We start from the raw sequence: 13,005 nt of genomic DNA, 5'->3' as shown, positions 1-13,005 counted from the left end.
GCACCGCTATCGCGGGCAAGCCATGCTCCTACAGGGGTCACCTATGCCAACATCTCACAGGGAATTGCATGTCGTTCATCCAAGCCAACCTGATCCACATTCTTGCCGCCGTCTGGTTCGTAGTCTGTTGGGGCGGTTACACCCGCTATGCCACCTGGAAGGGTCGCGACACCGCGTGCCTCGCCAGCGTTCTGCACCTTTACCGCGAAGACTGGATGCGCCGGATGTTGCTGCGTGACAACCGCATCGCCGACGCCAGCGTGATCGGCAACCTGGAACGCAACGCTTCGTTCTTCGCCTCCAGTACGCTGATTATCCTGGCCGGTATTCTCACGGTACTCGGCGCATCGGAGCGGGCGGTGTCGCTGTTGGCGGATATTCCGATGGTGCAACAGGCTTCCCAGGGCATGTCGGAGATCAAGTTGTTGTGCCTGGCCTTGGTGTTCGTCTACGCCTTCTTTACTTTCAGTTGGTGCATGCGCCAGTACAACTTCGCCGCCATTCTGGTGGGTTCGGCACCGATGGTCGGTGAACGGCATGTGTCCGAGCAGGAACGCAAGGCCTTTGCCGCCCGAGCGGCGCGGGTCATTTCCATGGCCGCCAACCAGTTCAACTTCGGCCTGCGCTCTTACTACTTCGGCATGACCATGCTGGCCTGGTTCGTCAGTCCCTGGTTGTTCATGTTGATGAGCGCGGGTGTGGTGTTCGTGCTGTATCGCCGCGAGTTTCACTCCGACGTCCTCGACGTGATGGTCTATACACCTACTGAGGCGCCATTGCCCGAGCTGAATAAAGAGGCTGCTTGATGAGTATTCCATTCTGGTGTGTGTTGATCAGTGCCTTGCTGATTTACGTGGCGCGTATGCCCGTGAGCAAGGCCATGAAAGAGCAGGGCGGTTACAACAATCACTCGCCGCGCCAACAGCAGGCGCAACTCACAGGCTTGGGTGCCCGAGCGGTGGCGGCACATCAGAATAGTTTCGAAGCGTTCATATTGTTTGCAGTGGGTGTGTTGATGGCGCATACCACACAGACAGCGGGATGGCTCATCGACTTGCTGGCGATCATCTTCGTGATCTCGCGAGTTATCTATTTGGTATGTTACTGGAAGGACCTGACCTGGCAGCGCAGCCTGGTTTGGCTGGTGGGGTTAGTCTGTTCGTTGTTGCTGATGATTAGTCCGACTTTTCGAACGATTTTGCTCTAACGCTGGCACTGCGACACAACCTCCAGACAAAAGAAAACCCGCACTTGGCGGGTTTTCTTTTATCACGCTAAAAACCGAATTAGTTCTTAGGTGCTTCCGGAGCAGCTTCTTTAGCGGCTTCTGCGTTCGATTCAGCCTGATCTTTGGCGGCTTCGGCGTTTTCTTTCGCAGCGTCGTTCACTTTATCCTGAGCTTTGCTCATGTCTTGCTGAGCTTGCTCAGCATGTTTGGCAGCATCTTGAGCTTTGTCCTCGGATTTTTTATCGCAGGCAGCGAGACCGAGGGAAGCGGTCAACATCAAGGCAATAGCTAAAGTCTTACGCATGGGGTGTTTCTCCTTATGGAAAATATCTATCTGGCCTTAAGAGCCCAGGCGTCAGGGTTAAGTTCCTCAAATTGCTCAGATATATAAGTTTGTTCTAAGGCGGAACTTTTACCCGGACCGCTACTTCACTGTACGAGTATTAAACAAGAGTTTTTATCAAATGGCCGAAAACCCCATTTTTGAGCGTGCGACGCGATTTCTGTCGGCATTGCGACATTGTCAGGTCCTTGGTTTGAGCGTGCACAGCGCCAGCAGTGAAGGGCTCACCGTGGTGCTTCCATATAGCCCGCAGATCGTCGGCAACCCGCAGACAGGCGTCATTCATGGTGGCGCATTGACGTCGCTGATGGATACCGCTTGCGGCATGTCCACCCTCTGCGTGCTGCCGGAATTCGAGGTGTGCCCGACCCTCGATCTGCGCATCGACTACATGCACGCCGCTGAACCCCATAAAAATGTCTACGGCTTCGCCCAGTGTTACCGGGTGACCACCGACGTGATCTTCGCCCGCGGTTTTGCCTACCAGGACGATCCCGAGCAGCCGATCGCCCATGTCGTAGGGACCTTCATGCGCATGGGCAAAAACATCAAGGGCACCAAGGGCTTTGGTGGCGCCATCGCCGGAGGTACCAAATGACCGGTTTTCAAGAACAGTTGCAAGCGGCCCATGAGAAGGGCGACTACAGCGCGCTGCTGCAATTGATTCCCTACGCCACGCTGATCGGCGTCGAATGCTCGCGAGTGGGGGATGAGTTGCTGTTTCGTCTGCCGGCCAACAAGGACAACATTGGTAACCCTTTATTGCCCGCTATCCATGGTGGCGTGATTGCCGGCTTCATGGAGCTGTCCGCTGCGTTGCATCTGCTGATTGCTACCGGTTCGCCGGGCGTGCCGAAGATTATCGACTTCTCCCTGGATTACCTGCGTGCCGGCCAGTTCCGCGATACCTGGGCCCGCTGCCAGGTTTGCCGTCAGGGGCGGCGCGTGGCTAACGTGGCGATTACCGCCTGGCAAAGCACCGAAGGCGAGCCGATTGCCACGGCCCGGGCGCATTTCAAACTCGAGGAGCCCTTGAAATCCTGAACTCAGCCCCCAACTCTGATGACAACCCGCCGCCGACCGCTCAAGGTCGCGGCCAATGCCATCTGATTGGAGTTTGATGACCATGAGTGTGGAAACTCAAAAGGAAACCCTGGGCTTCCAGACCGAGGTAAAGCAACTGCTGCACCTCATGATCCATTCGCTGTATTCCAACAAGGAAATTTTTCTTCGCGAATTGATCTCGAACGCCTCTGACGCTGTAGACAAATTACGTTTCGAAGCGCTTTCCAAACCAGAATTGCTGGAAGGTGGCGCCGAGCTGAAAATCCGTGTGAGCTTCGACAAGGACGCTAAAACCGTCACCCTCGAAGACAACGGTATCGGCATGAGCCGCGAGGATGCGATTACGCACCTGGGCACCATCGCCAAATCCGGCACCGCCGATTTCATGAAGCACCTGACCGGCGACCAGAAGAAAGACTCGCACCTGATCGGCCAGTTCGGTGTCGGTTTCTACTCCGCATTCATCGTCGCCGACAAAGTCGACGTGTACAGCCGTCGTGCCGGCAGCGCTGCCAGCGAAGGCGTGCATTGGTCGTCCAAGGGTGAAGGCGATTTCGAAGTTGCAACAATCGAGAAAGCCGAGCGCGGCACTCGCATCGTCCTGCACCTGAAATCCGCTGAAGACGAGTTCGCCGATGGCTGGCGTCTGCGCAACATCATCAAGAAGTACTCCGATCACATCGCCTTGCCGATCGAGTTGCCGAAAGAAGTGGCAGCCGCCGAAGGCGAAGAGCAACCGGCCGTTGAGTGGGAAACGGTCAACCGCGCCAGTGCCCTGTGGACCCGTCCGCGTACCGACATCAAGGACGAGGAATACCAGGAGTTCTACAAGCACATCGCTCATGATTTCGAAAACCCGCTGAGCTGGAGCCACAACAAGGTCGAAGGCAAGCTGGAATACAGCTCGTTGCTGTACGTGCCGAGCCGTGCTCCGTTCGATCTGTACCAGCGTGAAGCGCCGAAAGGCCTGAAGCTGTACGTTCAGCGCGTATTCGTCATGGACCAGGCCGAGTCGTTCCTGCCGCTGTACCTGCGCTTCATCAAAGGCGTGGTCGACTCCAGCGACCTGTCGCTGAACGTGTCGCGGGAAATCCTGCAGAAAGACCCGATCATCGACTCCATGAAGTCGGCGCTGACCAAGCGCGTGCTCGACATGCTGGAAAAACTGGCGAAGAACGAGCCTGAGCAATACAAAGGTTTCTGGAAAAACTTCGGTCAGGTCATGAAGGAAGGCCCGGCAGAAGATTTCGCCAACAAGGAAAAAATCGCCGGTCTGCTGCGTTTCGCATCGACCAACGGCGACGAAGGCGAGCAGGTTGTTGGCCTGGCCGAATACCTGGCACGCGCCAAGGAAGGTCAGGACAAGATTTACTACCTGACCGGCGAAACCTACGCACAAGTCAAAAACAGCCCGCACCTGGAAGTCTTCCGCAAGAAAGGCATCGAAGTGCTGCTGCTGACCGACCGTATCGACGAGTGGCTGATGAGCTACCTCAACGACTTCGACGGCAAGAGCTTTGTCGACGTAGCGCGCGGTGACCTGGACCTGGGCAACCTGGACTCGGAAGAAGACAAGAAAGCTGCGGAAGAAGTCGCCAAGGCCAAAGAAGGTCTGGTTGAGCGTCTGAAAACTGCGCTGGGCGAATCTGTCGCCGAAGTGCGGGTTTCCCACCGTCTGACCGATTCCCCGGCGATCCTGGCCATCGGTGAGCAGGACCTGGGCCTGCAGATGCGTCAGATCCTCGAAGCCAGCGGTCAGAAGGTTCCGGATTCGAAGCCGATCTTCGAGTTCAACCCGGCTCACCCGCTGATCGAGAAACTCGACAACGAGCAGAGCGACGAGCGCTTCGGCGACCTGTCGCACATCCTCTTTGATCAGGCGGCCCTGGCGGCCGGCGACAGCTTGAAAGACCCGGCGGCGTATGTGCGTCGTTTGAACAAGCTATTGGTTGAGCTATCGGCTTAACTGCGTTGCAAGAAAACCCGCTTCGGCGGGTTTTTTTCATTCTGGTGTTCAATTATCAGGAGTCAGAAATGAGCCAAATCACTGTACGTTCCGTGGCCTATCAGATTGATGGTCAATCCTATGAAAGCCGTCTGGCCTTCGATGCCGACCACAAAGGCCCGCGTCCGGGTCTGTTGATGGCGCCGAACTGGATGGGCGTCAGCGCCGGAGCGGAGGAGATCGCCAAGTCAGTGGCGGCCAAGGGTTACGTGGTGCTGATCGCGGACCTCTACGGTCAATCGGTTCGTCCGACGAACAATGACGAGGCGGGTGCGGCGATGATGCCGTTGAAGAATGACCGTGCATTGCTGCGCAAGCGCATGCAAGTGGCATTCGAACAGCTGCAGGGTCAAGGCGAAGTGGCGGTTGATACCTCGAAGCTGGCGACCTTCGGTTTCTGCTTTGGCGGTTGCTGCGCTCTCGAATTTGCCCGTACCGGTGCGCCGGTGAAGGCGGCGGTGTCGTTCCACGGCACCCTCGATACGCCCAACGTCAACGATGCGAAAAACATCAAGGGTAAGGTCCTGGTGCTGCACGGCGCCTCAGATCCATTGGTGCCGAAAGAGCAACTGCCGGCCTTCGAAGATGAAATGAACGCAGCGGGCGTGGATTGGCAGCTGCTGAGCTACGGCGGCGCGTTCCACTCGTTCACCGATCCGCACGCGAATGTGCCGGGGATGATGATGTACGACGCCAAGGTCGCTGCCCGGGCGTTCACTTCGATGCATAACTTGCTGGATGAAGTGTTCAAGGGCTAAGTATGACTTGGCCGGTGTCAGTGCTGGCCTCTTCGCGAGCAGGCTCGCTCCCATATTGGAATGCATTCACCTGTGGGAGCGAGCCTGCTCGCGATGGCGGTCTAACTGGCACTGAACTATTTAAGGCAACTCGATCCTCTCAACTTCCCCCGGCACCGTCGGCCAATCCCCGGCCGCCCACTTGCGCCGCGCCTCATCAATCGCCGCCGGATCGCTCGCCACAAAATTCCAGTTGATCCGTCGTGGCCCATCCAGTGGCGCGCCACCAAACAGCACCGCATGCGTGTCGCTGTCAGCAAATAAAGTCATTTCCTCCCCGGCAGGCAAAACCACCAGCGAATGCGGCTCTATCAACTCGCCATCCAGTTGCGCTTCTCCGCTCAACACATACAGCGCGCGCTCTTCATGCTCGGTGGGGATCAGCAGCGTCGTGGCCGTTTGCAGGTTCAGTTCCGCGTACAGCGTAGGAGACAGCACCGGCACTGGCGATTCCAGACAAAAGCCTGACCCGGCAATCATGCGGATCTTCACCCCGAGGTTATCGCTGACCGGGAGCGTCGCTGCCGGGTGATGGCTGTAATGCCCCGGCCCCTGTTCATGATCCTTGGGTGAAGCCAGCCAGATCTGCAAACCGTGCATCTTGAAACTTTGCTCCCACAGCGGCTGCGGCGTGCGCTCAACGTGGGCGATGGCGCTGCCGGCAGTCATCCAGCTCACGTCGCCGGCATTGACCACCTGATCCGAGCCGAGGCTGTCCTTGTGCTGGATCTGGCCTTCAAACAGGTAGGTGAGGGTCGACAGGCCGATATGCGGGTGCTGGCGGATGTTCATGCCTTTGCCCGCCGGATATTCGGTTTCTAGCATGTGGTCGAAAAACACGAACGGCCCGACGCTGCGGCATTTGGCTGACGGCAACGGGCGAAGAATCGGCTGGCCTTCGACATCTTCGGCGCGGGGGCGGATCACGAGCGGAGTGTTCATGGTGCATTCCAGGCTGAGCGGGTGATGCGGTCGAGCATAACCCGCTTGCGCAGAGCTTGCCGCTATTGGCTGAACGCGCCTTCGGAGAGGTGGGTTTCGATGCTGACTTCAGACGTGGTCATCAGCTTGTGGATCGGGCAACGATCGGCCACGCGGTGCAGTTCGTCACGCTGGGCATCGGTCAGCACACCCTTGAGGGTCAGTTTGACGTGGAGGGCGTATTTGCCTTTCTGCTCCTGGCTATTGTCGCGCTTGACCTCGACGCCGACACCAGTGAGCGGGATGTCTTTTTTCTTCGCGTACATTTTCAGTGTCAGGGCCTTGCAGGCACCGAGGGCGGCGTCGAAGTAATCGTGCGGCTCCGGCGCCGATCCCTCGCCACCCGAAGCTACAGGCACATCGGCAAAGAGTTCGTGGTCATCGATCTGGACGCTGTGACGAAAACCTTCAGCGGAAACGGTGTTGACGGTGACAGTCATGGGAAACCTCGCAGGCGACAGGAAAACTCATTCGATCAAAAAAGACCTTGAAGGTATAGAGCATGCCTGCGGGTGAGTGTTCCGGTTTTTTGTCCGGCATGAAAAAGCCCCGCGATTGCGGGGCTTCTTCGTATCGAGACGGATCAGTTACCTTTGACCGCCTTGCCGTTGACCTTGCCGTCCAGGAGCATGATGTTGTACTCCTTGCCGTCGGTTTCGACCTGTTGCAGGCGGACCAGCAAGTAGTCCCAATCCTTGGCGAACCACAGCACGGTGATGCGCTTGCTTTGTGTCGGGTCGCGCACGCGCTCGACCTTGATTGCATCGATCTGGCCAGCCTTGGTGTCGACTTTTTCCGAGCCCAGCACGCGGAAATCATAGGTATCGACTTCGCCATCATCGACAACCTGATAGCTCATGCTCTTTTTTCCGGCGGCCACGTCATGCTGCAGCGCCAGTTGATAGGTGGATTTGTCGACCATGCCGCGGTTCAGCGGAATGTTGACCGCGTCGCCACGATCGGTGCCGGTCACTTTTTTCGCGGCCCAGTCGAAGTCCAGGTCGGCTTTCTTGGCTTTGCCCAGGCCACCACGTTCGAAGTGGTAGGACTGTGGCAGCAAGGTGTCCTTGTCGACGGTCAGGGTGCTTTCTTCGGACAGGCTGGCGATCATCATCGAAGCCTTGAAGCTGAGCTTCCAGACGCCGTTGGCTTCCTTGGTCAGGCTGCGTTCGGCGGTGCCGCTCATGGGCAACTGCTTCCAGTCAGCGGTGTAGCTGGCGGAGAAGGGTTGAAGGTCTGCGGCCTGCGCGAAGGGCAAGGCAAGCAGAGCGCAAGCGAAGAGCAGGGCACGACGCATAAAATCTCCTAGATTCGAATCAAGTGGCCGCTGGCCGCGAGTAACTGTCCATCCAGTAAAGCACCCTGATCGCCGAGTGATAGCCGGCCTTCGGCAAACCAGCGCACGGCCATCGGGTAGATCAGGTGTTCCTGTACATGGACTCGCTGCGCCAGACTCTGCGGCGAGTCGTGCAACTCTACCGGTATTACTGCCTGTACGACCAGTGGTCCGCCATCGAGTTCCTCGGTGACGAAGTGCACGGAGCAGCCGTGTTCAGTGTCGCCGGCTTCCAGCGCGCGCTGATGAGTGTGTAACCCTTTGTATTTGGGTAGCAGCGAGGGATGGATGTTGAGCAGGCGACCCTGATAATGGCGTACGAAATCAGCGCTGAGAATGCGCATGAAACCGGCCAGCACCACGAGTTTGGGATTGAATTCGTCGATCAGTTCGATCAGCGCGGCATCGAAGGCTTCGCGGCCGTCGAAAGCCTTGTGATCCAGGGAGCGGGTGTCGATACCCGCGTCCCTGGCGCGTTGCAGGCCGTAGGCGTCGGCGCGGTTGGAAATCACCGCAGCGACGCGGACCGGGCTGTCGCCGGTCCGCGTGCTGTCGATCAAGGCCTGCAAGTTACTGCCGGTGCCGGACAACAGCACCACCACATCACAGGTCTGGTGCATCAATGAGCCTTGAGGTTCTTCAATTCAACCTGAGCCGCGCCTTCGGCAGCGGTGGAGATCTGGCCGATGACCCAAGGTTGCTCGCCGGCTTCACGCAGGACGTTCAGGGCGGTTTCAACGTGCTCTTGAGCCACGCAGATGACCATGCCCACGCCGCAGTTCAGCACGCGGTGCATTTCGTTTTCGTCGACGTTGCCTTTCTCTTGCAGCCAGTCGAACACCGCCGGGCGGGTCCAGCTCGCCACGTCAACCACGGCTTGTGCGCCTTTTGGCAGAACGCGCGGGATGTTGTCCAGCAGGCCACCACCGGTGATGTGGGCCATGGCTTTGACGGCGCCGGTTTCCTTGATCAGCTTGAGCAGCGGCTTCACGTAGATACGGGTCGGGGCCATCAGCAGGTCGGTCAGCGGCTTGCCGTCGAGCTGGGTGTTTTCGATGTCGGCACCGGACACTTCGATGATTTTGCGGATCAGCGAGTAACCGTTGGAGTGCGGGCCGGAGGACGGCAGGGCGAGCAGGGCATCGCCGGCAGCGACTTTGGAACCGTCGATGATTTCGGACTTTTCCACCACGCCGACGCAGAAACCGGCCAGGTCGTAGTCTTCGCCTTCGTACATGCCAGGCATTTCAGCGGTTTCGCCGCCGACCAGGGAGCAGCCGGACAGCTCGCAGCCAGCGCCGATGCCGGTCACGACCTGGGTCGCGGTTTCGACGTTCAGTTTGCCGGTAGCGTAGTAGTCGAGGAAGAACAGCGGCTCGGCGCCGCAGACCACCAGGTCGTTGACGCACATGGCAACCAGGTCGATGCCGATGCTGTCGTGCTTGTTCAGGTTCAGTGCCAGGCGCAGCTTGGTGCCGACGCCGTCAGTACCGGAAACCAGCACAGGCTGCTTGTAGCCGGCCGGGATTTCGCAGAGGGCGCCGAAACCGCCCAGGCCGCCCATGACTTCCGGGCGCGCAGTGCGCTTGGCGACGCTCTTGATGCGTTCGACCAATGCTTCACCGGCGTCGATGTCTACACCGGCGTCCTTGTAGCTCAGGGAGGGTTGCTTGCTCATGATCCAGGCCTTTAGGGGGGATTCAGGGGTAACGACCGAGTCCAGCGGGGCCGCCGAAATCGACGAAGGCGATTGCCTCACGCGAATTTCGAGGGTGCCCGGCTGTTGCCGGTCTGCGAAGGCGCGCGATTTTATCAGGCTTGGAGGGCAGCGGCCATCCTCAGGCCGACGGCAGGGGCATATCCGCCTAAAAAAACCGAAATTCTTTTACGTTGATGGCATCCTGCTGACCTGCGCAAGGTATCGCCATTAACCGTCTATCGTTATGACAGTGCGAAAACTTACCCAGGACGTGTGAATGTTTTGCGCCGGGCGATGGTCACAGCCTTGCTCGATCGTCTCATGCGATCTGTTCCAGCCGCTCTTGTCGTCAGGAATCTTCCATGCGTTTTTGTAAATTCTTGTTTGTGGGCTGTTTGTCATTGGTCAGCCTGGTCAGTCATGCCGAAACCGTCAAAGGCCTTTATCAAGTTCGCGAACCGGTCAGTGGCCAGTCGCCGGAAGAACGCGACCAGGCGACCCAGCGCGCCCTCGATACGCTGGTCCTGCGTCTGACGGGCGACCCCAAGGCAGCGCAAAGCCCGGGTTTGGCGGCGGTCCGCAAAGAGCCGCAACAAATCATCACTCAGTTTGGCTATGACGCCGGACCGCCGGAAGTCCTGAAGATCGATTTCGATCCGAGTACCACCGAACAGGCATTGCGTCGTGCCGGGCTGGCGATGTGGGGTGCCAATCGGCCATCGATTCTCGGTTGGTGGTTGAACGACAACACCGATGGTTCGAGCCTGGTGGGCGATGGCCAGGCCAGTGCGGCCCCGCTGCGTCGTGCGGCGCAACACCGTGGTTTGCCTCTGCGTTTACCGCTGGCGGACCTGAATGAGCAGATCGTCGCTACCGCACCAAATCTGGAAAGTGCTGATCCGGCGCCGCTGCGCAGCGCCTCGGAGCGTTACAATGCCGACGCCTTGCTGGCGGTGCACGCCCGCGAAGAGGGTGGTCAGTGGCAAGCCAAGTGGCGTTTGTGGCTGGGCGATCAAAAAGAGGCGGGCAGTGTTCAGGGGGCGGATCAGGCAGCCGTGGCGGACGCCGTGATGCTGGCGGTCAACGAGCGACTGGCGCCGCGATTCGTCGCCAAACCTGGGGTTTCAACCCCGCAGTTGCTGGAAGTGAAAGGCATGAATCTTGAGCGTTATGCCACGCTGGGGCGTTTGCTTGAACCTTTTGGCGGGCGTCCGCAAAGCGTCGATGGCGACCGCATCCTTTATCGGGTCAATGGCAGTGCCGAACAGTTGCGGGCGCAATTGTCGCTGGCGAAATTGCAGGAAGTTGCCGTGGAGCCGGCGGTCGCTCCGGCCCCTGTGGCACCTGTTCCGCCAGCGGCTGACGGTACAGCGCCTCCAGTCGTAGCGCCTGCGCCTGCGCCGGCACCGACACCGCAAATGAGTTTCCGCTGGTAGATTTTCTTTCTTTATATAGAAGCAATGGAGTGGTTCATGGCCGATACGCGGCGTTGGTTCTGGTTAGGTGCAGTGGTCTTGCTCTGCGCGTTTATCTGGCTGTTGCATCCGATCCTCACGCCGTTCCTGGTGGCGTTGCTCCTGGCGTATCTGTTCGATCCGGTGGTTGATCGACTGGAGAAGGCCGGACTGTCACGGACCTGGGGCGTGATCACGGTATTCGCGCTGTTCACCCTGATTGTCACCGCGCTGATGTTGGTGTTGGTGCCGATGCTCGCCAAGCAGTTGTTCCGCTTGTATGAGCTGGCGCCGCAGATGCTCGATTGGCTACAGCACACCGCATTGCCATGGACGCAATCGAAGTTTGGTCTGTCGGAAGGCTTCTGGAGATTCGACAAGCTCAAGGCAGCCATCAGCGAGCACATGGGGCAGACCACTGACATCGTCGGTGTGGTGCTGACGCAAGCCACGGCGTCGGGCCTGGCGCTGATTGCCTGGCTGGCGAACCTAGTGTTGATTCCGGTGGTGAGTTTCTACCTGCTGCGGGACTGGGACCTGATGATGGCCAAGATCCGCAGCCTGTTGCCCCGTGATCGCGAAGAGCGCGCGGTGATGCTGGCCGGAGAGTGCCATGAAGTGCTCGGCGCTTTCGTCCGCGGGCAATTGCTGGTGATGGTGGCGCTCGGCGTGATCTACGCCGCAGGCTTGATGTTGGTAGGGCTGGAGCTGGGACTGTTGATCGGTCTGATTGCCGGTCTGGCGGCGATTGTACCGTACATGGGGTTTGTCATTGGCATTGGCGCGGCATTGATTGCCGGGCTGTTCCAGTTCGGTGGCGATCTGTATCCGATGGTGGGGATCGTCGCGGTGTTCATGGTCGGTCAGGCGCTTGAGGGTATGGTGCTGACGCCGTTGCTGGTGGGGGACCGCATCGGGCTGCATCCGGTAGCAGTGATCTTCGCGATTCTGGCGGGGGGCGAATTGTTCGGTTTTACCGGTGTTTTGCTGGCGCTGCCGGTGGCGGCCGTGATCATGGTGCTGGTGCGCCATGTGCATGATTTGTATAAGGATTCAGATATTTACAGCGGTATTGACGAGCCGGATCTTTAGACTGCTATGCAGGCAGCCCGGATTGATGCCGGGTTGCCACCCGCAGCGCCAAAGAAACTGTCATAAAACCGGAGCGTCAACGCAAACCTTTGATTTTGCTTGTGGTCTGTCGCATTGTGCGGTCGGCTTCACGGGTATAAACTTCGCAAACTTTACACAGAGGCCACTAACGGTTCCTTTGGAACTGTTCAGTCAGCATGAAACCGATTCAGCTGCCCCTAGGTGTGCGTCTGCGTGACGACGCCACCTTTATCAACTACTACCCAGGCGCCAATGCCGCTGCACTCGGCTATGTCGAGCGGCTGTGCGAAGCCGACGCCGGGTGGACCGAAAGCCTGATTTACCTCTGGGGCAAGCATGGGGTAGGGCGCACGCATCTGTTGCAGGCCGCGTGCCTGCGGTTCGAACAGATGGGTGAACCGGCGGTATACTTGCCGCTGGCCGAGTTGATGGATCGCGGCATCGAAATCCTCGACAACCTTGAACAGTATGAGCTGGTCTGCCTGGATGACTTGCATGCAGTGGCAGGCAAGGCGGATTGGGAAGAGGCGCTGTTCCACCTGTTCAATCGTCTGCGTGACAGCGGTCGGCGTTTGCTGATTGCCGCATCGACCTCACCGCGTGAATTGCCGGTGAAACTGGCGGACCTAAAATCCCGCCTGACCCTGGCGCTGATCTTTCAGATGCGCCCGCTCTCCGACGAAGACAAATTGCGCGCCCTGCAACTGCGTGCGTCCCGTCGTGGTTTGCACCTGACCGACGAGGTCGGGCATTTTATTCTGACTCGCGGCACCCGCAGCATGAGTGCGCTTTTCGAATTGCTTGAACAGCTCGATCAGGCCTCCCTTCAAGCGCAGCGCAAGCTGACTATTCCCTTCCTGAAAGAAACCCTGGGCTGGTAGCAGGTCCCGTAAATTCGGGGGTTGCAACGCCTTTTGGCATATTTCAGGCCGCCAGAAAATCCGCTTTCCTGCACTGGGCAGGCCGCGCGAACGATCAAAATGG

Annotated in this window: 15 protein-coding genes; 9 read left to right on the top strand and 6 right to left on the bottom strand. The window is 58.6% G+C overall.

Annotation, left to right across the window (positions count from 1 at the left end; genetic code table 11):
- The first annotated feature begins 68 nt into the window (after window positions 1-68).
- Together ACM110_RS25545 and ACM110_RS25540 are read left to right on the top strand one after the other, a co-directional pair.
- The gene (locus tag ACM110_RS25545) at window positions 69-806 is read left to right on the top strand and encodes a DUF599 domain-containing protein (protein WP_416129942.1); all 738 of its coding nucleotides are present in this window, start codon (window positions 69-71) and stop codon (window positions 804-806) included.
- On the top strand, window positions 806-1,207 hold the full coding sequence (locus ACM110_RS25540) for an MAPEG family protein (RefSeq protein WP_416129941.1): 402 nt from the start codon (window positions 806-808) through the stop codon (window positions 1,205-1,207). The genes ACM110_RS25545 and ACM110_RS25540 overlap by 1 nt, the downstream gene beginning before the upstream one ends.
- Before the next feature lie 79 nt (window positions 1,208-1,286).
- Here the strand turns inward: ACM110_RS25540 and ACM110_RS25535 are convergent, their stop codons facing one another.
- On the bottom strand, window positions 1,287-1,532 hold the full coding sequence (locus tag ACM110_RS25535; protein WP_150702767.1) for a hypothetical protein: 246 nt from the start codon (window positions 1,530-1,532) through the stop codon (window positions 1,287-1,289).
- A gap of 160 nt (window positions 1,533-1,692) precedes the next feature.
- On the opposite strand from ACM110_RS25535, the gene ACM110_RS25530 reads away from it, so the two are divergent.
- From ACM110_RS25530 to ACM110_RS25515, 4 genes are all read left to right on the top strand, one after another.
- A complete protein-coding gene (locus ACM110_RS25530) occupies window positions 1,693-2,169 on the top strand; it encodes a PaaI family thioesterase (protein WP_416129940.1) in 477 nt (158 codons plus the stop codon).
- Window positions 2,166-2,615 carry a PaaI family thioesterase gene (locus ACM110_RS25525; RefSeq protein WP_416129939.1) on the top strand — a complete coding sequence of 150 codons (450 nt, stop codon included), beginning with the start codon at window positions 2,166-2,168 and terminating at the stop codon, window positions 2,613-2,615. Before ACM110_RS25530 ends, ACM110_RS25525 begins: the two co-directional genes overlap by 4 nt.
- An 82-nt stretch (window positions 2,616-2,697) precedes the next feature.
- Window positions 2,698-4,602 carry a molecular chaperone HtpG gene (gene htpG, locus ACM110_RS25520; protein ID WP_416129938.1) on the top strand — a complete coding sequence of 635 codons (1,905 nt, stop codon included), beginning with the start codon at window positions 2,698-2,700 and terminating at the stop codon, window positions 4,600-4,602.
- A gap of 68 nt (window positions 4,603-4,670) precedes the next feature.
- Window positions 4,671-5,399 carry a dienelactone hydrolase family protein gene (locus ACM110_RS25515; RefSeq protein WP_416129937.1) on the top strand — a complete coding sequence of 243 codons (729 nt, stop codon included), beginning with the start codon at window positions 4,671-4,673 and terminating at the stop codon, window positions 5,397-5,399.
- 120 nt (window positions 5,400-5,519) lie between these two features.
- On the opposite strand, the gene ACM110_RS25510 is transcribed toward ACM110_RS25515, so the two are convergent.
- The 5 genes from ACM110_RS25510 to purM form a co-directional block, all read right to left on the bottom strand.
- On the bottom strand, window positions 5,520-6,380 hold the full coding sequence (locus tag ACM110_RS25510; protein ID WP_416129936.1) for a pirin family protein: 861 nt from the start codon (window positions 6,378-6,380) through the stop codon (window positions 5,520-5,522).
- Window positions 6,381-6,442: 62 nt separating this feature from the next.
- Window positions 6,443-6,859 (bottom strand): OsmC family protein, encoded by a 417-nt coding sequence (locus ACM110_RS25505; RefSeq protein ID WP_338582309.1) that lies wholly within the window; start codon window positions 6,857-6,859, stop codon window positions 6,443-6,445.
- A gap of 143 nt (window positions 6,860-7,002) precedes the next feature.
- A complete protein-coding gene (locus ACM110_RS25500) occupies window positions 7,003-7,716 on the bottom strand; it encodes a DUF3108 domain-containing protein (RefSeq protein WP_338582308.1) in 714 nt (237 codons plus the stop codon).
- 8 nt (window positions 7,717-7,724) lie between these two features.
- Window positions 7,725-8,375, bottom strand: a complete 651-nt coding sequence (purN, locus tag ACM110_RS25495; RefSeq protein ID WP_416129935.1) for a phosphoribosylglycinamide formyltransferase — start codon at window positions 8,373-8,375, stop codon at window positions 7,725-7,727.
- Window positions 8,375-9,433, bottom strand: a complete 1,059-nt coding sequence (gene purM, locus ACM110_RS25490) for a phosphoribosylformylglycinamidine cyclo-ligase (protein WP_053156858.1) — start codon at window positions 9,431-9,433, stop codon at window positions 8,375-8,377. The genes purN and purM overlap by 1 nt, the downstream gene beginning before the upstream one ends.
- A 383-nt stretch (window positions 9,434-9,816) precedes the next feature.
- Here purM and ACM110_RS25485 point away from each other — a divergent pair, with 383 nt between their 5' ends.
- The 3 genes from ACM110_RS25485 (at window position 9,817) to hda (ending at window position 12,902) form a co-directional block, all read left to right on the top strand.
- Window positions 9,817-10,890, top strand: a complete 1,074-nt coding sequence (locus ACM110_RS25485) for a DUF2066 domain-containing protein (RefSeq protein ID WP_416129934.1) — start codon at window positions 9,817-9,819, stop codon at window positions 10,888-10,890.
- Window positions 10,891-10,926: 36 nt separating this feature from the next.
- Window positions 10,927-12,000, top strand: coding sequence for an AI-2E family transporter (locus ACM110_RS25480; RefSeq protein WP_416129933.1), 1,074 nt, complete (start codon window positions 10,927-10,929; stop codon window positions 11,998-12,000).
- Window positions 12,001-12,197: 197 nt separating this feature from the next.
- Window positions 12,198-12,902 (top strand): DnaA regulatory inactivator Hda, encoded by a 705-nt coding sequence (gene hda, locus ACM110_RS25475; RefSeq protein ID WP_338582304.1) that lies wholly within the window; start codon window positions 12,198-12,200, stop codon window positions 12,900-12,902.
- The last annotated feature ends 103 nt before the right edge of the window (window positions 12,903-13,005 follow it).

It is taken from the genome of Pseudomonas sp. NFX98 (assembly GCF_047784845.1).
Classification (GTDB): Bacteria; Pseudomonadota; Gammaproteobacteria; order Pseudomonadales; family Pseudomonadaceae; genus Aquipseudomonas.
The sequence above is the reverse complement of the archived record's forward strand: the minus strand, read 5'-3'. Positions and strand labels throughout refer to the sequence as shown.

Coding starts and splice junctions, on each gene's coding strand:
- ACM110_RS25545 (WP_416129942.1), top strand. CDS start 69: ATGTCGTTCATCCAAGCCAACCTGATCCACATTCTTGCCGCCGTCTGG.
- ACM110_RS25540 (WP_416129941.1), top strand. CDS start 806: ATGAGTATTCCATTCTGGTGTGTGTTGATCAGTGCCTTGCTGATTTAC.
- ACM110_RS25535 (WP_150702767.1), bottom strand. CDS start 1,532: ATGCGTAAGACTTTAGCTATTGCCTTGATGTTGACCGCTTCCCTCGGT.
- ACM110_RS25530 (WP_416129940.1), top strand. CDS start 1,693: ATGGCCGAAAACCCCATTTTTGAGCGTGCGACGCGATTTCTGTCGGCA.
- ACM110_RS25525 (WP_416129939.1), top strand. CDS start 2,166: ATGACCGGTTTTCAAGAACAGTTGCAAGCGGCCCATGAGAAGGGCGAC.
- htpG (WP_416129938.1), top strand. CDS start 2,698: ATGAGTGTGGAAACTCAAAAGGAAACCCTGGGCTTCCAGACCGAGGTA.
- ACM110_RS25515 (WP_416129937.1), top strand. CDS start 4,671: ATGAGCCAAATCACTGTACGTTCCGTGGCCTATCAGATTGATGGTCAA.
- ACM110_RS25510 (WP_416129936.1), bottom strand. CDS start 6,380: ATGAACACTCCGCTCGTGATCCGCCCCCGCGCCGAAGATGTCGAAGGC.
- ACM110_RS25505 (WP_338582309.1), bottom strand. CDS start 6,859: ATGACTGTCACCGTCAACACCGTTTCCGCTGAAGGTTTTCGTCACAGC.
- ACM110_RS25500 (WP_338582308.1), bottom strand. CDS start 7,716: ATGCGTCGTGCCCTGCTCTTCGCTTGCGCTCTGCTTGCCTTGCCCTTC.
- purN (WP_416129935.1), bottom strand. CDS start 8,375: ATGCACCAGACCTGTGATGTGGTGGTGCTGTTGTCCGGCACCGGCAGT.
- purM (WP_053156858.1), bottom strand. CDS start 9,433: ATGAGCAAGCAACCCTCCCTGAGCTACAAGGACGCCGGTGTAGACATC.
- ACM110_RS25485 (WP_416129934.1), top strand. CDS start 9,817: ATGCGTTTTTGTAAATTCTTGTTTGTGGGCTGTTTGTCATTGGTCAGC.
- ACM110_RS25480 (WP_416129933.1), top strand. CDS start 10,927: ATGGCCGATACGCGGCGTTGGTTCTGGTTAGGTGCAGTGGTCTTGCTC.
- hda (WP_338582304.1), top strand. CDS start 12,198: ATGAAACCGATTCAGCTGCCCCTAGGTGTGCGTCTGCGTGACGACGCC.